Origin of the sequence: Desulfovibrio diazotrophicus, from assembly GCF_902498985.2 — a bacterium.
Classification (GTDB): domain Bacteria; phylum Desulfobacterota; class Desulfovibrionia; order Desulfovibrionales; family Desulfovibrionaceae; genus Desulfovibrio; species Desulfovibrio legallii.
In genome coordinates this window covers 2,358,150-2,384,484 of sequence record NZ_OX346397.1, presented here as the reverse complement: position 1 = coordinate 2,384,484, position 26,335 = coordinate 2,358,150, and the positions used below count along the sequence as shown (strand labels likewise).

Here is a 26,335-nt window from a genome sequence, read left to right as displayed (position 1 = left end):
TATGGGCTATTTGCGCAGATATAAATATAATAATAGAATTAAAATAATATATTAAAACTTTTCTTTTATAAAAAAGTTTTCCTTGATTCAGAAACAAAAATTTGTAAATCTATTTTTACGCCATCCGGCAATATCTTCCACGGGAGCATAGCATGTACGCACTGCACGATGACATCCGTAACCTGAGCGCTGTGCTGGACCTCTTGCAGGCCCAGGCGGACGCCGCCCAGCGGCCCGTTCTGCGCCTTATGGGCGACCACCTCCGATTGCTGGCAGGACAGCTGGCGCAAAGACCTGTGGCAGAAGTTCCCTGGTCCGCGCCCCTTTGCCCACCCCCGCACAGCCTCCCCTCCCTGTCGCACCCGCTCCTGACGGAGGCCTGCCGTGTGCCCCAGTAGCGCCAAGCCCGCAGCCTCCCGGCAGGACCGCCAGGTGCGCGGGGCCTGGGGCCGCGCCCTGCGCCTGGCCGAAGAGGAACGCCAGTGGCGCGAGCTCGCGCGGCACCTGCCCGAAAGCGCCCGGCTTATCTGGGATATTCTGGATCACCCGCGCCAGTTCCAGCGCGTGCTGCACCTCTACGGCGGCCAGAACCTGCATGTGCCTCGCCGCCTGCCGGACCCGCGTCACCCCCTGCGCCGCTCCCTGGGCACGAGCTGCCTGCGTAAACTCATGGCGGCCTTTGGCGGCACCAGCCTCTATGTGCCCCGCTGCGAGGCCCTGTTTCAGAAAATGCGCCAGCACGACATCATTGACGACTTCAGCCGCAGCACCCGCCAGGGCGTCAGCAGCACCGCCGCCGTGGCAGGTCTGGCCCGCCGTCACGGCATCTCGGAGCGCCGCGTCTGGCAAATCCTGAAAAAAGACGGCTCCGCTCCCCCGCAGGCCCGGCTGCTGCACAGCCTCCGGGCCGCTTCCAGACCCCCTGCACTTTCAGATAATACACCGTAATAATTTATTATATATTTTAATATTTATTAAGCAATACTCATAAGCCTGTCATTTGACAGGCTTTTTTTGCACGCATCCGCGCACAAGCCCCCGCCCCTGCCGCCGCAACCCGCACCAGGCAAGGTCTGCCCCCTGCTGAAGCCTTTCAGTCTTACACCAAACGCGCTTTGCGGCATGGTGGCTTCACGCGCCGCGCCCGCCGGTCGGATTCAGAACCCGGCGGCCGACAGCTAAGTCCACCAGCAAGGAGCCCGTCATGTCCGCTACCGCGTTTCAGAAAGCCCACGCCTTCACCGCCCTCTGGGAGGGCGGCCTGACCGACCATCCTGCCGACCCCGGCGGCCTGACCAACCACGGCGTTTCCCTGCGCTGGGTGCAGGATCTGGCCCGTCAGGCCAGAGAAGAATGCCTGCGCCAGCAGCGCAACTGCGCCCAGTGCGTCCGCCGCGCCACCGCCGCCTGCCCCTGCGACGGACTGGACCTGGATACGGACGGCGATGTGGACGCCGACGACATCCGTGCCTGCACCAAGGCGCAGGCGCAGATTTTGTTCAAAAAACACTTCTGGGACGCCCTGGGATGCGCGGCCCTGCCCCTGCCCCTGGCCGTTGTGCTCTACGACGGGGCCGTAAACCAGGGCCCGGCGCGCGCCGTGCGCCAGATGCAGCAGGCCATGAACGCCACGGGTGAAGCCCAGCTGGACCACTACACGGCCATTGCCGAAGACGGTCTTATGGGCGAACGCACGGCCGAACTGGCCGCGGCTCTGGCCGCAGCCGGTTTGCACTGGTACGCAGCCCGCCAGACCTTGCGCCTGCGCGAGGCTTTTTACCGCGATCTGGCCGCCCGTCGCCCCTCCATGAAGGCCTTTCTTGCGGGCTGGCGCAACCGGGTGCGCGACCTGCACAACTATCTGGCCCGGCTGGAACGGGAGGAGGACTGATATGTGGACCCTGCTCGGCAAACTTTTCAGCGGCCTCGGCACCATGGCGGGATCGGCCCTGCAGCGCGTCCTGCCCGACCACAATGCGCAGAACGCGGCGCAAAGTCGCATCAATGAAGCGGAAGTGGCCGGCGCGCCCCAAAGTCGGCTGCGGCTCTGGCGCTCCTTTCTGGGCTGGATGCTCAGCCTGCTGTTCTGTTGGGAAGTGGTGGGAAGGCTCATTGTCATCCCCCTGTTTTTCGCCTCCTGGGGCGCCAGCCTGCCGCCCTCGGCCCTGGACCAGATCATGGGCCTGCTGCTGGGCATGCTGGGCCTGGGTTTTTAGCCGCACAAGGCTTTTGCCGCCGCCCCTTCACCTGCAACCACGGAGCGCAACCCATGCCTATCGACCTTTTTTCCTCCACGGGCGCAAGCCTGCTGGTGCTGGCGGTCCAGGCCCTGTTTGCCTGGGCCCTCTGGAGCCTGCGCCGGGCCTTTGTCCGCCAGGACGACTATCTGCTGCATTTGCAGCGCGAGGCCCGCTGCGAAGCCGCCACCAACCGCCGCCTGGCCGGGCTGGAAAATGGCCTGCGCGCCATCCCCGGCACGGCGGCCCTCACCGGCCTGCACAACGAACTGGCCGCCCTGCGCGGTGAGCTGCAGGCCCTCAGCGCCCGCATGAGCGGTCTGGACCGCCTGCTGACCCGGCTGGAACACGGCCTGGAGCGTCAGGAGGACCGCCTGCACAGCCTGCCCGTCCGCCGACAGCCTTACAGCGGCAGCGCCGCCGGAGCCCGCCGCTGATGGCCGCCCGGCGCGCCCCGGCGCAACCCCGTTCCGGCGTGCAGGGGCTGCTGCGCAGCCTGGAAGAACGCCTCGCCCTGCTCACCAACAGCCTGAATCAAGCCGACATAGCTGAAAAAAGCATTGATATCGTCAAAGAAATCAAAGAACTCCACGCCATCCTCGGCGCGTTGGACGCGGCCGCCGCGCCGGCCCAGGCCCCACGCCTGCGCGTAACCTGGGCCGGTCCCGCTCCGGATCAGCCCCCGAAAAAACCATAGTCGGATCAAAAAGAAAACCGCTCCGCCGGTCCAGGGGTAGCGCTCTTGGGAAACCCTTTTCCCATAAGCGCAGGCTGCCCACGCGCCATCCGCCCCTCCAGCGTGCTGGGCCCGCCCGGCGCGGACCTTCAAACAGCAACCCGCAGGTCGCCATGCTCCACGTCATTCCCTATACGCCGCGTCCGTTACAGTGGCGTTTCCACCAGGAACGCACGCGCTTCTGCGTCCTGCTCTGCCACCGGCGGTTCGGCAAAACAGTGGCGGCCGTCAACGACCTGATCCGTCAGGCTCTCCTTTCAGGCCGGGAGGACTGGCGGGCGGCCTACGCCGCACCCTTTCTGGGGCAAGCCAAGGCCGTAGCCTGGGACTACTGCCGCCGTTTTGCCGGGGCAGTACCGGGCACGCGCTTTCTGGAAAGCGAGCTCGCCTGTCTGCTGCCCACGGGCGGGCGCATCCGTCTGCTGGGCACGGAAAACGCCCAGGCCCTGCGCGGCCTGTACCTGGACGACCTGGTACTGGACGAACCGGCGGACATGCCCCGGCAGGTCTGGAGCCAGGTGTTGCGGCCCATGCTGGCGGATCGCCAGGGACGGGCGCTGTTTTGCGGCACGCCACACGGCACGGATAACCTGCTCTATGACGCCTGGCAGCAGGCCGGCGCGGACCAAAGCGGACTGTGGTCGCGTTTCCGCTTTCCCGCTTCGCAAACGGGCTACCTGCCGCAGGCGGAGCTGGAGGCCGCGCGCCAGAGCATGGAGGCGGCGGAGTTTGCGCAGGAATTCGAGTGCTCGTTCGCCGCGGCGGTGCGCGGGGCCTACTACGCGCCCCTGGTGGACGCGGCCGAACGCGAAGGGCGCATCGCCGCCCTGCCCGTGGCTCCGGAACTGCCCGTGCACACAGCCTGGGACCTGGGCATGGACGACGCCACGGCCATCTGGTTTTTCCAGGTGGAGCCATCGGGAACCTGGCGCTTTGTGGACTACTACGAAGCCTCAGGCGAAGGGCTGGCCCACTATGTGCGGGTGCTGGAGCAAAAAGCCCGCCCGGCGGGCCCGGCCGCGCCGGGGGAGGATCTGCCTGGCCGGGGCTTTTGCTACGGCCAGCATCTGGCCCCGCAGGACATCCGGGTGCGGGAACTGGGCACAGGCCAGAGCCGCTGGGAATGCGCGGCGCGCATGGGTCTGCGTTTCAGTCTGGCCCCGGCCCTGCCCCTGGCCGACGGCATCGACGCCGTGCGCCGCCTGCTGCCGCGCTGCTGGTTTGACGCGGAGCACTGCGCCACGGGCATCAAGGCCCTGCGCGCCTACCGGCGGCAGTGGCGGCCCGGCGGACCAGGCTCCGGCCCCCTGCACGACTGGACCAGCCACGGGGCCGATGCCCTGCGCTACGCGGCCACGGGCTTTCGTCCCGTGGCGGCAACCGTCGACGGCTGCCGCCGGGCCAGAACCCGCTACAACATGTTCGGAGAAGACTGATGCCCTGCTTCCACTACCTGCCCGCCCAGGACCAGGCCACGCGCGACGCCGTTTTTGTCCGCATGTCTGCCGAAGGGCTGCTGGGCTGCGCCATGAGCGCCTTTGCCGCCCCCAGCCTGGACGACTGGCAACGCATTACGGACCCGGCCCACAGCGTGCTGCTCTGCTGCTATCCGGCCGCAGGCGGGCACGACCCCGCCGCCATGCTGGCCTGCGCCCTGTTCACGCCGCGCCGGGGCAAGCTCTGGGAATTTGATTTCACCACCTTCCGGGCCGCGGCCCGGCTGGCCGTGCCCATGGCCCGCGACGGCCTGGCCTGGGCTTTTACCCGGCTGGACTGCGCGGCGGTGCTGGGCCTTTGTCCCGCGCCCAACCGCCACGCCTGGCGTCTGGCCCAAGCCTGCGGTTTTCGGTTGTTGGCCCGGCTGCCGCAAGCCTGCCGTCACGCCCGGAAAAACCGCTTTGTGGACGGCGTGCTGGTCTGCTGCACACCGTCAGACTTGCGCAACGTCAACCCCAAGGAGGCTCTTATGGGATTCGGAGGAGGCAGCGCCGACACGCCCAGCGTGCCCGAAGTGACGCCCGTACCCAAACAGGAAGTGCAGAAGCCCGTCACAGAAGCGGCCACGGCCGCCCGCCAGATCCAGAAGGACAAGGCCGCCCGCGCAGCCGGGCTCTACGCCGCTGTGCACACCAGTCCGCTCAACCGGGCGGAAACCACCCGCAAAACCCTGCTGGGGCAATAATCATGACCAACCGGGAAACACAGAACGCCCCCACAGGCGAAGACGCGCTACGCGCCCGCCTTCCGGATCTGGTCCGGCGTTATCAGGCCCTGCTGCGCCGACGCGCCCCCTGGGACACGGCCTGGCAAAGCCTGGCGGACCACTTTCTGCCCACCCGCTGTCGGCTGCAGCCCGAAGCGGACGCGGCAGAACAAGGCCCCCTGCTCAACCGTCGGCTGGTAGACGCTACGGGCATTCTGGCCATGCGCACCTTGGCGGCAGGGCTGCAAGGCGGGCTGACCAGTCCGGCCCGGCCCTGGTTCCGCCTCAGCCTGGACGATGCGGACCTGGCCCGCCAACGCCCGGTACAGGCTTGGCTGGACGAGGTGGCCGCGCGCATGCGCGCGGTTTTCCACCGCTCCAACTTCTACAACGCCATGCACACCATCTACGGTGAACTGGGCGCTTTCGGCACGGCCTTTGTGTTTGAGCTGGCCGACGTCCGCGGCGGCTTCCGCTTTCTGCCCCTCTGCGCCGGGGAATACGTCCTGGACTGCGACGCGGCCCGGCGGGTGGACACGGTCTTCCGCCGCACGGCCATGACCCTGCGCCAGCTGCTCCAGGCCTTCGGCCCGGCGGCCCTGCCGGAAAGCCTGCGCCGCCAGGCCGCGGTGCAGCCTGATGCCCGGCACAACGTCATCCAGGCCGTATATCCGCGCACGGAGCGCAACCCCGCGCTGCTCACGGCCCGGCATATGCCCGTGGCCTCGGTGTACTGGCTGGAAGGGCGCGAAGGCCAGGGGCACCCTTTGCGGCAGTCGGGCTTCCGCTCCTTCCCCGGCTTCGGACCACGCTGGGACGTGGCCGGCAACGACGTCTACGGCCGCTCCCCGGCCATGGACGCCCTGCCCGACTGCCGCATGCTGCAACAAATGGGCGTCACCACCCTCAAGGCCATCCATAAGGCCGTGGATCCGCCCATGAGCGTAGCCGCGGGCCTGCGCTCCGTAGGGCTCGACCTGACCCCAGGCGGCATCAACTATGTGGACAGCGCCCCCGGCCAGAGCCCCCAGGCGGCCACGCCGCTCCTGCAGGTCAATCCGGACTTGGCCACGGCCCGCAAGGCTATGGAAGCCGTGCAGAACCAAATCCGCAACGGGCTCTACAACGATCTCTTCAAGCTCATTCTGGAAGGCCGCAGCCGGGTCACGGCCAGCGAGATCGCCGCCCGCGAGGAGGAAAAACTGGTGCTCATCGGGCCCGTGCTGGAACGCCTGCACGACGAGCTGTTCATCCCGCTCATGGACCGCACCTTCCTGTGCATGGCCGAGCTGGACATGCTGCCGCCCTGCCCGCCGGAGCTCACGGGCCGTCGCCTCAAGGTGGAGTTCGTCTCCCTGCTGGCCCAGGCGCAAAAACTGGTGGGCGTGAGCGCCACAGACCAATATCTGGCCTTGACCCTTAAAGCCTCCGCCGCCTGGCCCGAAGCCCTGGACGCCCTCAACGTGGACCGGCTGCTGGACAGCTACGCCGACAGCCTGGGCCTGCCCGTCAGCCTGAGCCGTCCCCTGGAGGAGCGAAAACAACTGCGGGCCGCCAGAGCGGAATCGTCCCGCGTGGCCGCCCTGACCCAAAACCTGCGCCAGGGCGTGGACATGGCGCGCCAGCTGGCCCAGACGCCGCTGCACGGCCCGCAAGGGCAGGAAGGTTCGGCCCTGGACGGTCTGGCCGACCTGATCCGCGGTCTGGGCCGCCCGGCATGGTCCCCGCCGTCTGCCGCGGCAGCGGCCCCAAGCCCAGCGCCTCCTCGTAAGGAGGCCCGCTGATGGACGCCTTTGCCCCATATGAACAGGCCGAAAAACGACAAAAATTGGCCCAAAGCCGCGCTCTGCAGGCGGAAGCGGCTCTGCGCGAGGCGCTCACGGGCCTTATGGCCCACCCCCAGGGCCGCCTGCTGCTGCGCTGGCTGCTGGAAGAATGCCGCTGCTTCAGCGCCCTGAACCTGGAAGACGCCCCGCCCGGCGCGGACGCCCTGCGCCTGGGCTTTACCGAAGGCCGCCGCTACGTGGGCGCGCGTCTGCTGCGCCTGCTGCGCCGGGCCGACCCGGAATATCTGCCCCGTTTGCTCAACCCACAGGAGGACGAAGACCATGAGCCAGACCACCCCTGACCTGCCCCTTGCCCCCGCCCCGGACACTACCGGGACCAGCGGCGCGCCCGCTGCGCCTGCCCCCGCGGAAAGCGCCCCCGCGCCCGACATGCCCGCGCCGGACACAGCGACACCCGACGCCCCGGCGCAGGATCCCTTGGCCCAGAAGCTGCGGGAGCACGAGGTCGCCCAGCGCGCCTCCTGGCAGGCCCAGGTGGACCAGTGGCGGCGCGAAGCCGCCCAGGATCCACAGCTGGGCGGCGAAAACCTCTCCGCCAGCGTGGCCCGCGCCCAGCTGGCCCTGGACCGCTTTGATCCGGATCGTCACATCGGCCGTTTGCTGGAGGAAACCGGCTACGGCAACAACCTGTCCGTCCTGCGCTTCTTCAACAACATTGCCGACGCCCTCATGGAAGACGGCTTGGTGCGCGGCGAGGCCCACAGCGCCGCCATGCCGCCCCTGGAAGAACGTATGTACGCGGGCTGGTCCGCGCGGGGCTAGATTCCCCTTTTTTACTGTCACACCCTGCAACCAACGAGGCAACTATGGCCACTTCTTTGGGTTTTGTGGTTTCTTTGGCGGAAATGGAACAGTTCTACCGCGGTGAAAAAGCCGGGCAGATCATTGAGCTCATGAACAAAACCAACGACATCGTGGACGATGTGCTCTGGATGGAGGCCAACCAGAGCGACGGCCACCTCACCCGCATCCGCACCGGCCTGCCGGAAGTTTACTGGCGCAGGCTCTACCAGGGCACGCCGCCCAGCAAATCCCAGTGGAGCCAGGTCAAGGAAGGCTGCGGCATTCTCGAAGCCATCATGGAACTGGATGTGGAGGAGCTGCGTCTTTACGGCAGCCGCGACCGGGCCTTCCGCATGAGCGAAGGCATCGCCTTTGCCGAGGCCATGCGTCAGAAGGTGGCCGCCACCCTCTTCTACGGCAACAGCAATCTGAACCCTGACGAATTCAACGGCCTGGCCATGCGCTACCCGGCTCAGGACGCCAACAACGTGCTGGACGCCGGCGGACGCGACGCCACCGGCTGCACCTCGCTCTGGCTGGTCGCCTGGGGCGCGCAGTCCGTGCATGGAGTCTACCCCAAGGGCAGCACGGGCGGACTCTCTCACGAGGATCTCAAAACCTACATGACTCAGGATCCGGACGGCCGCAAATACCAGGTGGTGGGCGATAAGTACAACTGGCGTTGCGGCCTGGCCGTGCGTGACTGGCGCGGCGTGGCGCGCATCGCCAACCTGCCCGTGGCGGCCCTGGGCAAACGCAAGGGCCAGAGCGGCTTTGTGGACCTGCAGAAGCTGACCATCGAAGCCAAAAACCGCATGCCCCAGCATCTGCGTCAGAAAGCGGTGTGGTACGCCAATGCCGATGTGCTCACCGCCCTGGAATTGCAGAATTCCGACGCGGGCAACGTGCAGCTGCAGTACGGCGAATTTTTTGACGCCAAAGCCGTGCCCGTGCTTCACGGCCGGCCCGTGCGCCAGTGCGACGCCGTGCTTTCCACCGAAGACCCCGTCTAGCCCCGCGGCTTCCGCCCGGCGGGGCCCCGCGCGCCGGGCGGGGCCATCCTTCAGTTCCATCCCGCCCCTCACTTCCACATCCCGCAAGGAGATCCCATGGCCATCATCGATCGCAACGCCGTTTTTTTTGAAGGCTCCCTCACCGCCAACGCCACGGGCAACACCGTGGCCCTGACCGCCTGCAAGCTGCCGGGCCGCATGGAGCCCATGCCCCTGCGCCTCTCCGTTACCGAAGCCTTTCTGCCCGCCGAAGTCCAGAATCTGAGCATTGACATGGAGCAGGCCGCCCAGCCCGACGGCCCCTGGACCAGCGTGCCGGGCGGCAGCGTCAGCATTGCCCACAGCGCGGCGGCCCCCACTCTGGATCTGGGCGCGCGGCCTTACCTGCGCTTTTTGCCCCAGGGCGCGCGCCAGCCCTACCTGCGTCTGCGTTTTTCCCTCACGCCCGTATCCGGGCAGAACGTGAGCCAGGGCCGCATCTTCGCCGCCCTGACCAGAGAAGAAGACCTGCCCTACGAAGCGGCCCTCATGGTCCGCTGAGCGCGCACCTCTGGGGGAAAAGGGGACGGATGTCTCCCCTTTTCCCCTGCCGCCAGCGGCCTTGTCCCGCTGTCCTGGCCTCCGCAAACCATTTTTCAGGAGCGTGGCATGAGCATCAATCAAATCAGCATCTGGAACCGCGCCCTGGGTTTCCTGGGCGCACGCGGCGTAGCCGCGGAACAGGAAAATACCCCAGAAGCCCTGCAGTGTCGGCTGTACTGGGATACAGCCCGGCGGCAGGTTTTGCGCGACTTTCCCTGGAATTTCGCCCAGCGCAGGGCCTGGCTCGCGCCGCAGGCCCTGCCCGAAGGCTACGCGCCCGAATTCGGCTTTGCCTATGCCCTGCCCGACCTGTGCCTCAAGGTGCACGCCGTACGGCACCAGGGCCTTGCGCCGCGCCCCTTTCGCCTGGGCCGCAACGCCGCCGGGGACGCCCCTCTGCTGCTGACGGATTCGGACCGCGCCCTGGCCCTGTACACAGAAGACGTGCAAAACCCCCGCCTGTTCGACGACCTTTTCGCCCACATTCTGGCCCGCAAGCTGGCGGCCCTGGTGGCCGTACCCCTGCTCAAAGATGCGGGCCAGCAGATCGCCGCACTGGAGAAGCTCTATGCCGCCGACCTGCCGCGAGCCCAGGCCGCCGACGCCTCAGAACGCAGGGAGCGCCCTGCGGAAGACCCCTGGCTTCTGGCCCGCTGACATTCTTTAAGGAGCCTCTGCCATGACCATGCCCTTCAGCCCCAGCCGCACCGTTTTCCACGGCAACGGCGTTGCCACCACGTTCCCCTTTGCCTTCAAGGTCTGGAGCGCGGACCAGCTCACCGTCACGGTCACCATGCCAGGCGCCACAGAGCAGACCGAGGAAGACGTCACCGCCCAGTGCAGCATCAGCCTTACCGAAAGCGGCGGCAGCGTCGTCTACCTGCGCGAAGGCAGCCCCTTGCCCGCCGGGGCCGTGCTCTCCATCACCCGCGACATGCCCTTTGTTCAGGAAGTGGACCTGGTTTCCGCCTCCCGCTTCGACCCCCAGGTTATTGAAGACGCCCTGGACCAGGCCGCAGCCGAACGGCAGCAGTTACGCGAGGGCTTGAGCCGCGCTGTCAAGCTGTCGGCCACGAGCGCGACCACGCCGGAGGACATGGTCGAAGATATCTTTGACGCCCGCGACCAGGCGGAACAATCCGCAACCGGCGCGGCCGCTTCTGCTACCGCTGCGGCTGACAGTGCTACAGCCGCAGCCAGTAGCGCGACTACGGCCAGCCAAAAAGCCACCACCGCCGCTGACAGTGCGACTACGGCCAGCCAAAAGGCCGCTGCCGCTGGCAGTAGTGCGACCGCCGCCGCTGACAGTGCAGACCTCGCCAGCCAGAAGGCTACCGCTGCAGCTGACAGTGCTGCAAACGCAGCCACGCAGGCCGACAATGCCGCTGGCAGCGCTACCGCTGCAACTGACAGTGCTACAGCCGCCGCTGGCAGCGCGACCACAGCTACTCAAAAGGCTACAGCCGCAGCCAGTAGTGCGACCGCTGCCGCTGGCAGCGCGACTACGGCCAGCCAAAAGGCCATAGCTGCGGCTGACAGCGCCACCGCCGCCGCTGACAGTGCAGACCTCTCCCGGCGCTGGGCCTCTGAAGATGCAGATGTGCCAGTGCAGTCCGGGGAATACAGCGCCAAACACTACGCGCACAAGGCAAAAGACGCGGTGCCGGATAACCTTGTTTCCAGGGTTGAAGCAGTTGAGGGAAAAACGCAGTCAGCCACCACAAGCACGAGGGGAATCGGCCGTGTTGCGACGGCTGCGGACATGGTAACGGGGGCGACGATTGACAACGGCCCGGCGTTTTTGAGCGTAGGCAGTGTTGTAACCCCCACGCCCACGGCCAACGCCGTGCCGCAGGCTGACGCAAGTGGGAAGCTGGACGATTGGATAACGAAAACGGATACAGTTGCCGCCACTGGCACGGCATTAGCAACGCAAAAATGTGCTTGGGACACAGCCATGCAGGTGGGTACATCACTCCTGTTGTCGACTAAGCCATCCATGCCTGGGGACTGGCAGATAACTGGTGTCGTAATTGGAAAGCCACTTTTTATAGTAATGAACAGGAGTACGCCCACAGGAATTGCAAAGCTAAAGACTATAAGCGGTGCTGACGGTGGACAAGGAGAAACAGGTACATCTGCAACATCTGGCTATGTACTTGGCTATAGTACCGATGGAAAATACGCATCGTCAAACTGCTACATAGTATTTCCAAATAAAGAAACAGTTATTATTCGCGTCATAGAACTCACTGCAGGTGCTAACATACAGCTAAAAGCCTATCAATAAATATGGAATGGTGAAATATGTACGGAATTTTCATAGCATCAAATGGCTTTGTATTGCGCGTAGCGAGCCATGATGACCGAATTGCGTTCCTCAATTCGCAATGGCACGAGCTATCAGATGCAGCGATTTCAGATGCTGGAATGTCGGTGTACGAAAGTTTTGTAGGACCTCACAACACATCAGTTGCAAAATATGGGAGCATTGTATTCATCCCACCGCCCCCGCCCACAGAGGATGAGCTTTTTACACAGCTCCGTGTCGCGCGCGACGCCAAGCTGACCGCCACGGACAAGTACCTGCTGCCGGACTACCCCATCAGCGCCGATGCATTGTCCGCCGTCAAGGCCTACCGCCAGACACTGCGCGACTTGCCTGGCCAGGAGGGTGCGCCGTGGGACGGCGGCGGCGAACTGACGCCCTGGCCGGAACTGCCAGCCGTGCAAGGGGTCTGACCCATGCGCATAGCCCTGCAAAACTTTACCGGCGGCGAAATCTCCCCCACCCTGGGGGCGCGCTACGACCTGACCCGCTACCGCAACTGCGTGGCCTGCATGGAAAACATGCTGCCAGGCCTGCACGGCGACGCGGCCCGGCGCTCCGGCACCCGCTTTGTGGCCGACCTGGGGGAGGAAAATGCCGTGCTCATCCCCTTCAGCTTCAATGAAGAGGCCGGACAGAACTTTGTCCTTATCCTCTCGGGCCACCGCCTGCGCGTAAGCGACGGCACGGCCCTTCTGGATGTGGATGTGGTCACGCCCTATACCGTTGCCGACCTGCTGCGTCTTTCCTACGCGCAAGTGGGCGACGTGGTCTATCTGGCCCATCCGGACTACCCCCTGCAAAAAATCCTGCGCACGGATGCGGAAGGCGGCGGCTACGCCTGGGAGATTGAAGAGGTCGTCCTGAACCAGAGCCTGGACGCCCCAGCCGCGCCCACGGTGAAGTTCAGCGGCACTGCCGGAAGTTACACACTGCGCTACAAGGTGGTGGCCGTGGACGACGACGGCCGCGAATCCTTGCCGTCAGAAGCAGGAGCCGTCACCACGGGTAAACATCCCTCTGACTGGGTGCAGGGCAACAGCGCCACTGTCACTTGGTCGGCCGTGGACGACGCTACGGAATACAACGTTTACCGCGAAGAAGCCGGGTACTACGGCTTTATCGGCGTCACCAAGGCCGCCAGCGCCGAGGGCGGCGAGCTGGCTGGCCTCAAAATGGGCAGTCTGACCTGCGACATCAGTCACTATGCTGGCAGCATTACCCGCACCGTGGTCAACGGCAATGGGCACACCGCCAATGTGGACAGCACCAGCAAGCTCAAAGTGTCCGCATCCACTACGCAGAACGCCTTTATCCTTGATAACAAGGCCTTTGTTCGGGTGACAAAAACAACGAATACCACCACCTGGAGATATCACAACAACTCGAACGGGACAAAAACCTGGCTTTCTTCCTCCTCCACGAGCAAAAGTTATTTTTGGGTCATGCTGCCCTGCGAAGACGGCGACCCCAGTGGCACATACAGCACCTATACCACCGGCCAGCTGGGCAACAAAGCGGCCTACCCCTCCGGCACGGTGGGGGCTTATGCCGTTTCCCCCGTGTTTGCCGCCGGCGCAACCCTGAAATTTATCGATAACAATTACGAAGCCGACACCTCTGATACGCCCAAGGAAGACTGGGACCCCTTTGCCGACGGCAACAACCCCGGCGTCGTGGCCTTTCATCAGCAGCGCATGGCTCTGGGCGGCGGCAAAAAAAGCCCCGGCTACTTTTACATGTCCCGCACCGGGGATTTTGAAAACTTCCGCAAGTCCCGCCCCCTGCAGGACGACGACCCCGTGGAATACATGATTGCCTCCGGCTCCATTGACAGCATCCAGTGGATAGCCAGTTTTGGCGATTTGCTTTTGGGCACCTCCGGCAGCGAATACAAGGCCACGGGCACAGACGGCGTCATCACCCCTTCGGGCGTGAGCATTGTGGCCCAAAGCTACTGGGGCAGCTCCGGCGGGCTTGCGCCGCTCATTATCGGCAACTCCGTCATGCACGTGCAGCGCCACGGTTCGCGGGTACGCGACCTGTTCTATTCGCTGGAAAAAGACGGCTACGCGGGCAACGACCTCTCCATCATGGCCCCGCACCTTTTTGACGGCTACAGCATCTTGCAGTGGGCCTACCAGCAGACCCCAAGTTCTACCATCTGGTGCGTGCGCAACGACGGCACGCTGTTGGCCCTCACCTACATGAAGGAGCACGAAATTTATGGCTGGTCCCGCCACCCCACGGATGGCAAGGTGCGCTCCGTGTCCGTCCTCTCCGGCGAAGATTCGGACGTGCTGCTGTTGGTGGTGGAACGGCAGGTGAACGGCGTCACCCGTCATTTTCTGGAAAAGCTGGAAGCGCCCTTCGGCCAGGATACGGCCATTGAAGAGGCCTTCTTTGTGGATTGCGGCATCACCCAGCGCAGTGAAACAGGCCTGGACGTGGTGACGGGGCTGGACCATCTGGAGGGGCGGGAAGTGTCCGTGCTGGCCGACGGCAGTCCTGTGGAAGGCTGCGTGGTACAGGGCGGGCAAATCAGCCTGCCCTACCCGGCCAAGGTGGTGCACGCTGGCCTGGCCTACACGGCCGCCCTGGCCCCTCTGCCCGTGGAGGCCGACGCGCAGACCGGTTCCACCCTGGGCAAGCGCCGGGCCTACGGTCGCTGCGCCGTGCGCCTCTACCGCAGCGTGGGCGGCAAATACGGCCCGGACCGGGAAATCCTCTACGACTTCCCCTTCCTGCCCGCAACGTATGGCGCGCCCTGTGAACCTTTCTCCGGCGACCTGGAGTTCACCCCCGGCGGCGGTCAGGACGCCCAGACCTCCGTATGGCTGGTGCAGGACAGGCCCCTGCCGTGGCGGCTCCTGGCCCTGGTGGTGGATACGGCCTTCGGCTAGAGCATTTACCACTTGAAATGCTTGCTTACGGCAGGCAAAAGCCTGCCTTCTCGCATTTCGTGGCAAGGATTTTCAATAAAATCCTTGTAGAGCAGTTAGCTCATTTCATTCGCTAACTGCTCTAGGGGAAATAGAATTTTTTGTGGCGGCATTGGCAAACAGCGCCCGATCATGAACCTGTTTTTCAAGGAGGCAGTTGTGTTCTGCGTACAAAGCGAAACGTTGGCCGACGCCGGACAGGAAGCCCGCGCCCTGGCCGACGCCCATTGGCAGGAGGTGGAGGCCCCCTTGCACGGGCCGCAAAACAAGGTGCTTGACCTGGCCCGCTACGCCGAGCTGGAAGCCCTGCATATGCTGCACCTGAGCACGGCCCGGCAGGACGGAACGCTGGCGGGCTACGCCGCCTTTACCCTGGTGCCCTGTCCCCACCGCCGGGGCCTGCTGTTGGCCGCCCTGGACGGCCTTTATCTGCGCCCCGACCTCCGGCGCGGTCCCAATGCCCTGCACCTGCTGCACCACGCCGAAACCGCCCTGCGCCAACGGGGCGTAGGGCTCATCCAGTACAGCTCTCCGGCCTCGCGCCCCTGCGACGCCCTCTACCGTCGGCTGGGCGCGCGCCTTACAGAAACCGTCTGGCACAAGGAGGTGCGCTGATGGCCATAGCCACCAGCACGGCCGCCGCCATTACCGCCGCCGTGGCCCTGGCCGGAGCTGTGGCGGGCACGGCCAGCGCCCTGCAGCAGTCTGCCAACCAGCAGGCCCAGAACGACTACCAGTCCCGGCTGGCCAGCCGCAACGCCCAGGTTGCCGAGCAAAACGCCCAGGTGGCAGAAGAAGCCGCCCGCGCCGAGCGACGTCAGGGCTATGAAGACGCCGTGAAAAAACGTCAGGAGGCCGCCCGCATCATCGGCAGCCAACGTGCCGAAGCCGGAGCCAGCGGCGCGACCGTAGACGTGGGCTCCACCCTGGACCGCAACCTGGATACGGCCGAAAAAGGCGAACTGGACGCCCTTTCCCTCCGACAACAGGCCGAAAACAACGCCTCCAATCAGGACGTGCGCGCCTGGGCCTTGCGCAACCAGGCCACCGACGCTCAGCTGCAGTCGCAATACAGTAACAGCCGCGCCCAGACCGACTACCTGGGCCTTACCAGCACACTGCTCAACGGCGCTTCCCGTGTGGGACGCAACTTCTACACCATCGGCGCGCGCGGCGCGCAGTTGCGCTGACAACGGAGAAAAGGAGAAAAACAGGCCGCCTCCGGCGACCAGCGGATGCAGCCCCCATCCCTGAGCCGATTCCCTTTATAAATAGGTATGTTCAAAGTTTACGGGCCTCTTTTTTCTCCAGACAAAACACAACGCCGTTGCGGTCGGGACCGTACCAAAGGTACTTTCCCCGGCCCGCAACGGCGTTTTTTCTTGCCAAAACACGCAAGGGCGCAACGAAACAGAAGCGCCCTTCCCCCGCCCTTTACACCTTGGCGGCGGTGCGCAGGTCGGCCACAGCGTCGGTTTTTTCCCAGGTAAATTCGGGAAGTTCACGTCCAAAATGGCCATAGCAGGAGGTTTTCTGGTAGATGGGGCGCTTGAGGTCCAGGCGCTTGGTGATGAAGTAGGGGCGCAGGTCAAAAACCTCGCGCACGGCGCGGGTAAGCACTTCGTCGGGGATGTGCCCGCTGCCCTGGGAGGAGACGAGCACGCTCACGGGCTGGGCCACGCCGATGCAGTAGGCGATCTGCACTTCGCAGACCGGGGCCAGACCGGCGGCCACCACGTTTTTGGCAATGTAGCGGCCCATGTACGCGCCGGAACGGTCCACCTTGGAGGGATCTTTGCCGGAAAAAGCCCCGCCGCCGTGGTGGCCGCTGCCGCCGTAGGTATCCTGAATAATTTTACGCCCGGTGAGGCCACAATCGCCCATGGGGCCACCCACCACAAAGCGGCCCGTGGTGTTGATGAAAATTTCGCAGTGCTTTTCATCAAAGTACCCGGTGGGTTCCAGTACAGGCCGGATGACGAGTTTTTTCACGGCTTCGGCCACATCGGCCTGACTGGCGCTTTCCGCATGCTGGGTGGAAACCGCCACGTTGTTGATGCGCACGGGCTTGCCGTCCTGGTATTCAAAAGAAACCTGAGTCTTGCCGTCAGGGCGGAAAAAGTCCACCAGACCGTCCTTACGCACCTGGGAAAGGCGCTGAGAGAGCTGGTGCGCCCAGTAGATGGGGGCAGGCATAAGGGTGGCGGTTTCGTCACAGGCGTAACCAAACATCATGCCCTGGTCGCCCGCGCCCTGGTCTTCGGGCTTTTCGCGCCGCACGCCCTGGGCAATATCCGGCGACTGATGACCGATGGTGTTGATGACCGCGCAGGTCTGCCAGTCAAAGCCCATGCCGGAATTGCTGTAGCCGATGTTTCTGATGGTTTCGCGCACCACGCTGGGCAGGTCGGCGTAGCCGCTGGTGGTTATTTCTCCGGCTATAAGGGCCATGCCCGTGGTCACCAGGGTTTCGCAAGCCACATGGGCGTCGGGGTCCTGGGCCAGCAGGGTGTCCAGCACGGCGTCGGAAATCTGGTCAGCCACCTTGTCGGGATGACCTTCGGTGACGGATTCGGAAGTAAAGTAGTATTTGCCCTTGGTTTGCATGCGATTCTCCTTGGGTGCGCCGAGCGCGACGCGAAGGGGTTACGGACGGAGCAGAATGTTGTCGATGAGCCGGGCCTTGCCCATGCGCACGGCGCAGGCCATGAGGGCGGCGTCCCCCGCTTCGGTCAGGGGCGCGAGGGATTCGGGGTGCACCACGCTCAGGTAGTCCAACCGGCCCAGGGGCAGGCGCTCGGCCCAACGGCGCAGTACGGCTTCGCGCAGCAGACTGACGCTGGTTTCGCCTTCTTCCGCCAGCTTACGGGCGTAGAGCAGGCCCTGGCGAATTTCCGGAGCCTGGGCGCGTTCCTCCGGCGTCAGGTAAAGGTTGCGGGAAGAAAGGGCCAGGCCGTCGGCCTCGCGCACGGTGGGACGGGTCACGATGCGCACGGGCACATTGAGATCGCGCGCCATGCGGCGCAAAATGGCCTGCTGCTGCCAGTCCTTCTGGCCGAACACCGCCACGTCCGCCCCGGTGAGCAAAAAGAGCTTGAGCACCACAGTGCACACGCCACGAAAGTGCACGGGCCGGGTCTGCCCGCACAGGCCTTTGGCCAGCTCCGGCACCTCCACCCAGGTGGCGTGGTCCGGAGCGTACATCAGGCCGGGTTCGGGCCGAAACAACACGTCCGCCCCGTGTGCGGCGGCAATGGCTGCGTCGCGCTCCGGATCGCGCGGGTAGGCCTCCAGATCTTCGCCGGGGCCAAACTGGGTGGGGTTGACAAACAGGCTCACCACCAGCCGCCGGGCCAGACCCCTGGCGTGGGTCATAAGGTCTTCATGCCCGGCATGGTAGTAGCCCATGGTGGGCACCAGGGCGATGTCATCCCCGGCTTTACGCCAGGCGCGGCACTGCGCTTCCAATTCGTGAGGTGTAGTTAATATCTGCATATCAAGGTATTGTGATATAGTTAATGGATTCCCCCTTATACACGGGCCGCGCGCTCTTGTAAAGGAAAAGCGCCGTCCACCGTTGACAAGAGGACGCTTTTCTGACCACAAGCCCCAGGACGCGGACAAAACCAGAACGCCGACGCACCATGCGCCTGCGGCGTCCCGTCCCGCCGCGCCAGCCTGCGGCGTCCCGCAGCGTGGGGCCCGGCCCCCGCTCCACCTTATTCAAGCCAGAAGGAAACGCATGATCCCCTACGGTTCGCTTGTTGTTTTTGTGACGCCCAAGGGCCGCCGCTACATAAAACTCCTGGAAGAAGGCAAAGACTGGCACGGCAACGACGGCGTGCTGCGCGCCGCGGATGTGGCCGCGTCCCACTACGGCGACGTGCTCTATACCAATACGGGCGTGCCCATGCAGGTGCAGGAGGCCACCCTCCACGATCGCCTCAAGGGGCTCAAGCGCCAGACGCAGATCATCTACCCCAAGGACATCGCCTACATCTGCCTGCGCCTGGGGGCCGGGCCGGGGCGGACCATCATTGAAGCGGGCTGCGGTTCCGGCGGGCTGACCACCGGGCTTTCCTGGTTCTGCGGCCCCACGGGCCGGGTGGTCAGCCACGAGGCCCGCGAGGAATTTCTGACCCTGGCCCGCCGCAACCTGACGTGGGCCGGCGTGGGCCGGAACGTGGAGCTGCACCACCAGGACATTGCCAACGGCTTTGCCATAAGCGGGGCTGACGCCCTTTTTCTGGACGTGCGCACCCCCTGGGAATACCTGGACCACGCCCTGACCGCCGTGCGCCCCGGGGCCACCCTGGGCTTTCTGCTGCCCACAGTGGACCAGGTGGGCAAACTCCTGCTGGGGCTGGAGCGCGGCCCCTTCGGCGATGTGGAAGTCTGCGAAATCCTCATGCGCCGCTGGAAGCCCCTGGCCGACCGCCTGCGCCCCGAAGACCGCATGATCGCCCACACGGGTTTTCTTATCTTCTGCCGCCAACAAGACCAGAACGCCGACTTCCTCGCTCTGCGCCCCCTGGGCACCCGCGAACGCAAACAGGAAGCCGCCCGCCGCGCCCGGCTGGAAGAAGGCGACGAAGCATAAACGCCACTGCCGGTCCAGCCAGGACCACAGCCCAACGTTGCGTTCCGCCTTCCGGCGCACACTGGCAGGAGGACGCAAAATCGCCTCCACGGCGGGCGTCCGCGTACGCAGTCGCCCGGGCATTTAGAGCATTTAACACTTGAAATGCTCGCTTACGGCAGGCAAAAGCCTGCCTTCTCGCATTTCGTGGCAAGGATTTTCAAGAAAATCCTTGCAGAGCAGTTAGCTCATTTCATTCGCTAACTGCTCTAAAGTTGCAATGCCCTGCTGTCTGAGGAAAAAATTCTTTGAAGGATGGGGGGAGGGAGAAAACGTTTGGTCAGCTGCAGCCTCTGCGACGAAAAAAGCTACGGATGAAGGCAGCCGCGATCAAAAGTTCCCTTTCCCCCACAAGCATTCCCCCACAACTTTCCCCACAACCGTCCCACAGACTTCTCCCTCTCTACAGTCGTCCGCCCTGGGCAAAGGCCGCGGCGGCGGCGGCTTGGCGGTGGGCCGGGGGCAGGTGGGCGGTGGCGGCGAGGGAAAGCATCAGCAGGACGCGGGCCTTGGCAGGGGAAAGCATACCGGAGGGGATGAAAGGGGCGTAGCCCGGCAAAGGGGTGACGGGCCCCGCACCGGTGCGGCTGGCGCGGACCACGGTAAGGCCCTGGCCTGCGGCCTCACGCAGAAGGTCGCGCACGGCGCTGGGCATGGAGCCATTGCCCATGCCGGCCAGCACCAGGCCCTGGGCGTGGGCGGCGCTGTGACGCACCAGATCTGTGGCCATGCCGGCGCAGGCGTAGAGCACGTCCACCCGGGGCAGATCGGCCCGGCCGGCCAGGGCGGCATAAGCGCCGGCCAGGGGGGCCGGGCCACCGCAGTCGGCGAAAAAGAGGGCCTGCCCGTTGATGGCCCGCCCAAGGCCGCCGGATTCGGGCGCGGCAAAGGCTTCCACGTCCACGGTGGCGATTTTTATGGCGGTGCGGGCGGAAAGGATACGGCCGTTCATGACCAACAGCGCGCCCCGGCCGCAGGCGGCGGGGCTGGCGGCCACGGCCACGGCGTCGCGGATGTTGATGGGGCCGTCTGCGCTGAGGGAGGTGGCCGGGCGCATGGCCCCGGTGAGGACCACTGGTTTTTCGGGGGGCAGAGTCAGGTAAAGGTAGAAGGCGGATTCTTCCAGGGTGTCCGTGCCGTGGGTGAGCACTGCGCCGCAGGTTTCCGGATCCTGCAGGGCCAGAGCGCAGCCCTGAGCCAGCAGGGCCCAGTGCTCTGGAGTACAGTTTTCGCTGGGCAGGTTGGCGCACTGGCGGCGGACAATGCGCGCCACGCCTTCAATGCCGGGCAGACTTTCGAGCATGCGTTCCACGCCCAGCACGCCGGCGGCGTAGTCGATCTGTTCCAGGGGGGAAGCCGCCACGCCGGCGATGGTGCCGCCCGTGGCCAGCAGGGCCACCTGGGGCAGGCTGACGGCGGGGGCGGCGGTTTGCACGTGGGAAACAGAGGGGCACAGAGGGGACATACGGGTCAGGACTCCTTGGAGGGGTGCGGCCGTTGCCGCGTTGCGGCTTCCTGGGGGGCGGCGTCCGGGTCCGGCTGTGCGGCTCCCGACGCTGCGGCATGGGGCGCTGCGGCATGGGGCGCTGCGACGTGGGGCTGCGGGGCGTTCACGGCTGGCGTTTCAGGGGCATGGGGCGCATCCGCCGGGGGCAGGGCCGCGTCCTGGGCGGACATATCCGGGAAAAAGGCGTGGAAGGAGCCTGTGCCGGCAATGTCCGTCACCTCGTCAAAGAAGGTGTAGCGGTTTTTGCCCGTTTCCTTGGCATAGTAGAGGGCAGCGTCCGCGCGCTGCAGGGCCTCTTCATAATTGCTTTCTGTCCCGTCAAAGAGATAGACGCCGATGCTGGCGGTAACATCCACCTTCTGGCCCTCGCGGGCGTAGGAAAGGCGCAACGCGGCCAGCACGGCCTCAGCCCTGGCCTGCAGCACCTCACGGGTGATGCCGCGCAAAAAGATACAAAATTCGTCGCCGCCGAAGCGGCCCAGAATATCCACATTGCGGAATGTGCGTTTGAGGGCCTCGGCCACGTCCACCAGGGCCACATCGCCCACCACATGGCCGAGAGTGTCATTAAGCACCTTAAAATTGTCCAGGTCCATGAACATAAGTGCGTCCGTCCGGTTGCCTTCGGGACGCGCGGGCATACAGGAGCGCACCTGCTCTCTGAAGGCCGCCTTGTTCAGGAGGTCCGTAAGGCTGTCGCGTTGCGAACGGCGTTCCAGTTCGGCCCGTCGCCGCACCTCCTCATCAATGTCCACGATTTTGCCGATGAGGCGCAGCGGCGCGCCGTCCCTGCTGATGCGCGTGACCTGAATGCGGCACCAGATGTAGCGGCCCTCCACGGTGGGAATGCGCATGACGCTGAAGGCGGTGTGTTCGCCCGCATAGATCCTGCGGCGCAGTTCCAGCAAGGCGGGCTTGTCGTCGGGGTGCACCACATGGGCATTGCGCGGGCGGCCGCCGGAATTGAACAAGGGGGTGGCCTCGCGCCCGAATTTGGCGAAAAAGTTGGGGGAGCACTGAAACTGACGTTTTTCCGTATCCACATCAAAGATAATGTCCTGGGATTGCTCCACCAGGATGCGGTAGCGTTCTTTTTCCTGTTCCAGTTCGTCCTGCATATGTTTCTGTTCGGTAATGTCCACTACCACACAATGGAAGAGGGGGGCGGGACCGTCTTCTCCCGGCGCCGGCGCGCCGCGCAGCAGCACGGGCAGCCAGGTCTGGCCGCGGTGGCGCAGGCGCAGCTCCAGGCTCAGGGCGGTCGTGCTGTTGCTCATGGCCGCGCGCAGCCTGTCCGCGTCTTCCGGGGGCAGCCAGGTGACGAGGGCGTCTTCCTGGGGCGGCGCGCTGTGGCCCAACAGCCGCCAAAAACCCGTATTGGCCTGAGCGATATGCAGGGACGGATCCGCCAGGAGGCTGATGACGCCGCCGTTGATATTGGCCGTCAGGGCGCTCAGGCGGCGTTCGCTTTCCTGCGTGGCCCTGTGCGAACGTCGGCGCAGATATGCGGCATAGGTGGCAAAGACCGCCAAAAACAGCACCAGCTCCACTGCCAGCAGAATTGCGGCACGGTGCTCATAGAGCAGATCCTTCAGGGAACTTGGGGCCACCATGCTGGAAATGTTATCGGAAATGATCTGGCTCTTGTCCCGCTCGTCCAGGTCGTTCAGAGTCTTGTTGAGGATGGAAAGCAGTTGGGGCGGCATGGAGGGGCTCAGGGCCAGACGGTCGTCCTCGTGGTCCTGATATTCGGTCAGAAAGGTGATGTCCTTGTACTGTGGGCGGGTGAGCAGGTAGGTGACTTCCAGCGAGGTATAGAGCAGGGCGTCGGCCTCTCCGCGAACCACGGCGTCCAGGCAGGCGGCCGCGTCGGGATAACGTCGCAGCCGGGCTTTGGGGAAGGTGGCGCGCCCATAGCGGCTGCCGCCGCGCCAGCCGTCCAGCAGGGCCAGCGTGAAGGGTTTGTCCGGGGTCAGGACTGTGCCGCGGCGCACATAGAGGTGCAGGCTGCTGCGCAGCAGAGGGGCGGAAAGCCGCTGCAACGTGGCCTGTTTGAGCTGGTCCAGATACATAAGGCCGACGCCCAGGCCTATGCTGTCGTTGGCGAAGTATTCTTCCAGATCCCGTTTTTTATCCGTAAGCGGCACAAAGGTGAAGTTCAGGCCGCTGCGCTTGCCCAGCAGACGGACAATGTCCGGCAGGATGCCGCGGGCCAGACCCGTGGCGGGGTCGCGCCAGGACAGGGGCTTGCGGTCGGGGTTGTAGCCCACACGCAGCAAGGGCGCGGCGGCAATAAAGTCCTGTTCGCTTCTGCTCAGGGGGGTTTGGTAACTGCGGACCAGGTAGCTGCGGGCCAGGCGGTTTTCCAGGTCGGGCTGTTCCAGCTTTATCTGGGCCACGGCATGGTTCATTTCAGCCATGAGGGCCTGGTGTTGCGGCGTGGTGATGTAGTAGAAAGGCGCGGGGTCGTATTTGGCCAGCAGCTTTTCGTCATCGCGCAGGTTGAAGACAATGCCCAGGATGGCGTCCACCGTGCCGGCGCGCATGGCTTGGCGAGCGTCCTCCATGTCTTCAAAGACCTGCAGCGGGGGGGGGCTGAAGTCATTGCGCCGGGCAAAGGAGGCAAAGTTCTGGCGCCAGAAGGGAGCGCGCGCCGTACCGATGCGCAGCCCGGCAAAAGCCGGAAAATCCTCATAGGTAAGTGCGGTATTTTTGCTCAGGGTGACCAGGGCCGTAAAGGTGGTGCCGCTGGGGTAGAGGCAGAACAGGTAGCGTTTTTCCCTTTCGGGCGAATGCAGCGTGGGCCCCAGCAGGTCAATGCGGTCCTCGTCCAGGGCTTTCTGAGCTTCTGTCCAGTTGTTCAGCACCACGGGGGCGAGGGTCCAGCCCGTGTACTTGGACACTTGCTCCAGATAGGCAAAGTTGTACCCGGTAACAACGTTGTCTTCTATGCGGTTGAAGCCGGGCATAGGGAACACCCCCACCCGGACCACGCGGGATTCCTGAGTCATGGCGGAAACAGGCGCCGCCAAAACAGACAGGAGGGCGAGGAGCAGGAGGCTGAGGTGCCGGAGCATAGGCGGCCTTCGTGGTGGTAGACGTTGGCGCGCAACGACGCGCTGAGCGGGCGGAAACCACGCCGGGAGCCCGGCCAGAGGCAGCGCAGCCGGGGTGCCGCCTTTCCGCCCTGCGGCGCGCGGGCCTCAAAACGCGCGGGACATCAAAGAGCGCATGCCCTTGACGGGTCGCGCGGCCCGGCGAAAAACGGGCCGGGAAAAACCTTCAGGCCACGCCGCGTTGCCGCCGCAGCACAAACAGGCGCGCGGCCAGGGCCTCCAGCACTCTGGCGGGAGTGACCCCATAGCGCAGGGCTTCCTGCGCTTCCGCAAGCCAGCGGCAGGCTACGGCGCGCCCGGTCGCATCCAGCGGAGCCAGGGCCGCGTCCAGCCGTTGCGGCGTCGCATTGGCCGCCAGAACGCGGATCATGGCTTTCTGACAGGCCAGCAGCAAGGCGTCGGCGCCGGCCGCATCCATGGCGCCCTTGGCCGAGGCGCGCTCAAGAAAGCCTTGCCCGGTCTCCAAAAAAACGGCCAGGGCGTCCTCCCAGGGGGCCAAGGCGGCTTCAGCCGCCGTATCGGGCTGCCAGGGCAGCGTGAGGCAAAAAGCGCGCGAAACCAGGGTGGGCAAGAGCTGTTCCCGCTGGGGGGCCAGCAGCACAAAAACCGTGGTGGCCGAGGGCTCCTCCAGCGCTTTGAGCAGGGCGTTGGCAGCCTCGTCCCTGGTCTGGCCCAGCCCCATGAGCAAAACTACCCGGCGGCCCCCGCCGTGAGGAGCGTCGCGCAGCCGCCGACGCAGCAGGCGCACGTTTTCCATGGTAAAGGCGCGCACCAGGCCAGGGTTTTCCGTATCTTCCCGGTTGCTGATGCCGCCATCGTAGGCAGCCAGATCCAGATGCTCGCCGCCGGCCATCTGGCGGCATACGGGGCAGGCCAGGCAGGGTGCGCCCGCGACAGCGACCTGCGCACAATTGCAGCACATGGCCCAGTAGAGCGCCATATCCCGACGTTGGGCCGCACTGCCGCCTTCCAGCAGAAGCACCTGCGGCGGGGCGGCCGCCAGGCGGCACAATACGGCCTTGAAAGCGTCAAAGGCCGGAGAGGCCAGCGCGGGCAGCAGCGCGTCCATGGGGGCAGCCCGCAAACCCTCAGCGCACGATGGTCTGTCGACGCTCCGCGCCCACAGAAACCAGGCTCACGCGCACGCCCGTGAGCGCCTCAATGCGTTCCACATAGGCGCGCACTGTGGGGGGCAGGGCCTCAAAGGCGGTGCAAGCGGCAATGTCCTCCTCAAAACCGGGCAGTTCTTCATACACGGGGGTTACCCGCCCCAGGCCGCCTTCTTCCTGCGGGGGATACTCCAGGCGACGGCCCTCATATTCGTAGGCCACGCAAATGCGCAGGGCAGGCAGATTCTGCAGAACGTCCAGTTTGGTCAGGGCAATATCCGTAAGGCCATTGAGACGCACGCTTTCGCGCAGGACCACGGCGTCCAGCCAGCCGCAGCGGCGGGGGCGGCCCGTGGTGGCGCCGAATTCGTGCCCTTGCGTGCGCAGGTAGCTGCCCGTGTCGTCCAGAAGCTCGGTGGGAAAGGGGCCGGAGCCCACCCTGGTGGTGTAGGCCTTGACAATGCCCACCACGCGGGTCAGGGCCGAAGGGGCCGCGCCCGCGCCCGCGGCGGCGTTGCCGGCCACGGTATTGGAAGAGGTCACGAAGGGATAGGTGCCGTGGTCGATATCCAGATGCGTGCCCTGCGCGCCTTCAAAGAGGATGTCGCCGCCCTGGCGCTGCACTTCCTGCAGACGGGCCTCCACATCTGTGAGGTAAGGGATGAGGCGCGGGGCCAGGGCCAGCAGCTCGTCAGCCACGGCGGCGGGGTCCAGGGGCTCAAATTTATAAAGATCCCGCAGAAGGACGTTTTTTTCCTGCAGGGCGTGAGCCACCTTGGCGCGCACCAGGTCGGGCGCAAGGAGGTCGCCGGCGCGCAGGCCCACGCGGGAGGCCTTGTCTTCATAACAGGGGCCGATGCCCCGGCCGGTGGTGCCGATTTTATGACCGGCGCGGCGGGCTTCGCGGGCCTGATCCAGGCTTTTGTGGTAGGGCAGAATGAGGTGCGTTTTTTTGCTGATGCCCAGGCGCGCGGGGCTCACGTCCACGCCACGGGCGGCCAGATGGTCTACTTCTTCAAGAAAAACGTGGGGGTCCAGCACAACGCCGTTGCCGATCAGACAGATTTTGTCCGCGTGCAGAATGCCCGAAGGGATGAGGTGGAGGATAGTTTCCTCCCCGCCCACCTTAATAGTGTGCCCGGCATTGTTGCCGCCCTGAAAGCGCACTATGGCGCGGCTTTGGGCGCTCAGCATGTCCACTATTTTGCCCTTGCCCTCGTCGCCCCACTGAGCGCCGATGATGACCGTATTCGCCATGATTCTCCCTGCCTGAAAGGCCGCGCAAGGGCGGC

Annotated in this window: 26 protein-coding genes; 20 read left to right on the top strand and 6 right to left on the bottom strand. The window is 65.0% G+C overall.

All coding sequences use genetic code 11. From position 1 onward, the window contains the following. The first annotated feature begins 152 nt into the window (after positions 1-152). From J7I12_RS10330 to J7I12_RS10240, 19 genes are all read left to right on the top strand, one after another. Positions 153-398: a hypothetical protein gene (locus J7I12_RS10330; RefSeq protein WP_118229736.1), complete on the top strand. Its 246-nt coding sequence runs from the start codon at positions 153-155 to the stop codon at positions 396-398. After that, entirely contained in the window at positions 385-948 is a 564-nt protein-coding gene (locus tag J7I12_RS10325) for a Mor transcription activator family protein (protein ID WP_118229737.1), read from the top strand. The genes J7I12_RS10330 and J7I12_RS10325 overlap by 14 nt, the downstream gene beginning before the upstream one ends. A gap of 256 nt (positions 949-1,204) precedes the next feature. Further along, positions 1,205-1,891: a glycoside hydrolase family 108 protein gene (locus J7I12_RS10320; protein WP_302548605.1), complete on the top strand. Its 687-nt coding sequence runs from the start codon at positions 1,205-1,207 to the stop codon at positions 1,889-1,891. 1 nt (position 1,892) lies between these two features. Continuing rightward, positions 1,893-2,216: a hypothetical protein gene (locus tag J7I12_RS10315; protein ID WP_118229739.1), complete on the top strand. Its 324-nt coding sequence runs from the start codon at positions 1,893-1,895 to the stop codon at positions 2,214-2,216. Positions 2,217-2,269: 53 nt separating this feature from the next. After that, positions 2,270-2,674, top strand: coding sequence for a DUF2730 family protein (locus tag J7I12_RS10310; protein ID WP_118229740.1), 405 nt, complete (start codon positions 2,270-2,272; stop codon positions 2,672-2,674). Beyond that, positions 2,674-2,934 (top strand): hypothetical protein, encoded by a 261-nt coding sequence (locus J7I12_RS10305; RefSeq protein WP_288907860.1) that lies wholly within the window; start codon positions 2,674-2,676, stop codon positions 2,932-2,934. The genes J7I12_RS10310 and J7I12_RS10305 overlap by 1 nt, the downstream gene beginning before the upstream one ends. Before the next feature lie 152 nt (positions 2,935-3,086). Next, a complete protein-coding gene (locus J7I12_RS10300; protein ID WP_302548606.1) occupies positions 3,087-4,409 on the top strand; it encodes a terminase large subunit domain-containing protein in 1,323 nt (440 codons plus the stop codon). Continuing rightward, complete coding sequence (locus J7I12_RS10295) at positions 4,409-5,155, top strand: GNAT family N-acetyltransferase (protein ID WP_302548607.1); 747 nt, start codon at positions 4,409-4,411, stop codon at positions 5,153-5,155. The genes J7I12_RS10300 and J7I12_RS10295 overlap by 1 nt, the downstream gene beginning before the upstream one ends. A gap of 2 nt (positions 5,156-5,157) precedes the next feature. Then, a complete protein-coding gene (locus J7I12_RS10290) occupies positions 5,158-6,960 on the top strand; it encodes a portal protein (RefSeq protein ID WP_288907862.1) in 1,803 nt (600 codons plus the stop codon). Next, positions 6,960-7,304, top strand: coding sequence for a Bbp19 family protein (locus J7I12_RS10285; protein WP_302548608.1), 345 nt, complete (start codon positions 6,960-6,962; stop codon positions 7,302-7,304). Before J7I12_RS10290 ends, J7I12_RS10285 begins: the two co-directional genes overlap by 1 nt. Continuing rightward, a complete protein-coding gene (locus tag J7I12_RS10280) occupies positions 7,285-7,785 on the top strand; it encodes a hypothetical protein (RefSeq protein ID WP_288907864.1) in 501 nt (166 codons plus the stop codon). Before J7I12_RS10285 ends, J7I12_RS10280 begins: the two co-directional genes overlap by 20 nt. Positions 7,786-7,829: 44 nt before the next feature. Then, positions 7,830-8,819 carry a major capsid protein gene (locus J7I12_RS10275; protein ID WP_118229746.1) on the top strand — a complete coding sequence of 330 codons (990 nt, stop codon included), beginning with the start codon at positions 7,830-7,832 and terminating at the stop codon, positions 8,817-8,819. A gap of 96 nt (positions 8,820-8,915) precedes the next feature. Further along, positions 8,916-9,359: a hypothetical protein gene (locus tag J7I12_RS10270; protein ID WP_118229747.1), complete on the top strand. Its 444-nt coding sequence runs from the start codon at positions 8,916-8,918 to the stop codon at positions 9,357-9,359. A 108-nt stretch (positions 9,360-9,467) separates the two neighbouring features. Further along, positions 9,468-10,058: a phage connector family protein gene (locus J7I12_RS10265; protein WP_118229748.1), complete on the top strand. Its 591-nt coding sequence runs from the start codon at positions 9,468-9,470 to the stop codon at positions 10,056-10,058. 22 nt (positions 10,059-10,080) lie between these two features. Continuing rightward, the gene (locus tag J7I12_RS10260; RefSeq protein WP_302548803.1) at positions 10,081-11,691 is read left to right on the top strand and encodes a hypothetical protein; all 1,611 of its coding nucleotides are present in this window, start codon (positions 10,081-10,083) and stop codon (positions 11,689-11,691) included. A gap of 17 nt (positions 11,692-11,708) precedes the next feature. Next, positions 11,709-12,143 carry a tail fiber assembly protein gene (locus J7I12_RS10255; protein WP_302548801.1) on the top strand — a complete coding sequence of 145 codons (435 nt, stop codon included), beginning with the start codon at positions 11,709-11,711 and terminating at the stop codon, positions 12,141-12,143. Between the two features lie 3 nt (positions 12,144-12,146). Beyond that, on the top strand, positions 12,147-14,633 hold the full coding sequence (locus J7I12_RS10250) for a phage tail protein (protein WP_302548799.1): 2,487 nt from the start codon (positions 12,147-12,149) through the stop codon (positions 14,631-14,633). A gap of 198 nt (positions 14,634-14,831) precedes the next feature. After that, positions 14,832-15,287 (top strand): GNAT family N-acetyltransferase, encoded by a 456-nt coding sequence (locus J7I12_RS10245; RefSeq protein ID WP_242621237.1) that lies wholly within the window; start codon positions 14,832-14,834, stop codon positions 15,285-15,287. After that, complete coding sequence (locus tag J7I12_RS10240) at positions 15,287-15,862, top strand: virion core protein, T7 gp14 family (protein WP_288907869.1); 576 nt, start codon at positions 15,287-15,289, stop codon at positions 15,860-15,862. Before J7I12_RS10245 ends, J7I12_RS10240 begins: the two co-directional genes overlap by 1 nt. Positions 15,863-16,106: 244 nt before the next feature. Here the strand turns inward: J7I12_RS10240 and metK are convergent, their stop codons facing one another. Both metK and panC read right to left on the bottom strand, forming a co-directional pair. Further along, the gene (gene metK / locus J7I12_RS10235; protein ID WP_288907870.1) at positions 16,107-17,279 is read right to left on the bottom strand and encodes a methionine adenosyltransferase; all 1,173 of its coding nucleotides are present in this window, start codon (positions 17,277-17,279) and stop codon (positions 16,107-16,109) included. 39 nt (positions 17,280-17,318) lie between these two features. Next, positions 17,319-18,167, bottom strand: a complete 849-nt coding sequence (gene panC, locus J7I12_RS10230; protein ID WP_118229955.1) for a pantoate--beta-alanine ligase — start codon at positions 18,165-18,167, stop codon at positions 17,319-17,321. A gap of 247 nt (positions 18,168-18,414) precedes the next feature. Here panC and J7I12_RS10225 point away from each other — a divergent pair, with 247 nt between their 5' ends. Continuing rightward, positions 18,415-19,272, top strand: a complete 858-nt coding sequence (locus J7I12_RS10225) for a tRNA (adenine-N1)-methyltransferase (RefSeq protein ID WP_118229954.1) — start codon at positions 18,415-18,417, stop codon at positions 19,270-19,272. A gap of 442 nt (positions 19,273-19,714) precedes the next feature. On the opposite strand, the gene J7I12_RS10220 is transcribed toward J7I12_RS10225, so the two are convergent. The 4 genes from J7I12_RS10220 to J7I12_RS10205 all read right to left on the bottom strand — a co-directional run bounded on the left by J7I12_RS10220 (position 19,715) and on the right by J7I12_RS10205 (position 26,300). After that, positions 19,715-20,776: an asparaginase gene (locus J7I12_RS10220; RefSeq protein ID WP_118229953.1), complete on the bottom strand. Its 1,062-nt coding sequence runs from the start codon at positions 20,774-20,776 to the stop codon at positions 19,715-19,717. A 5-nt stretch (positions 20,777-20,781) separates the two neighbouring features. Then, positions 20,782-23,829: a transporter substrate-binding domain-containing diguanylate cyclase gene (locus J7I12_RS10215; RefSeq protein WP_288907871.1), complete on the bottom strand. Its 3,048-nt coding sequence runs from the start codon at positions 23,827-23,829 to the stop codon at positions 20,782-20,784. A 271-nt stretch (positions 23,830-24,100) separates the two neighbouring features. Continuing rightward, positions 24,101-25,003, bottom strand: coding sequence for a DNA polymerase III delta subunit-related protein (locus J7I12_RS10210; RefSeq protein WP_118229951.1), 903 nt, complete (start codon positions 25,001-25,003; stop codon positions 24,101-24,103). Positions 25,004-25,022: 19 nt separating this feature from the next. Beyond that, positions 25,023-26,300 (bottom strand): adenylosuccinate synthase, encoded by a 1,278-nt coding sequence (locus J7I12_RS10205; RefSeq protein ID WP_118229950.1) that lies wholly within the window; start codon positions 26,298-26,300, stop codon positions 25,023-25,025. Between the last annotated feature and the right edge of the window lie 35 nt (positions 26,301-26,335).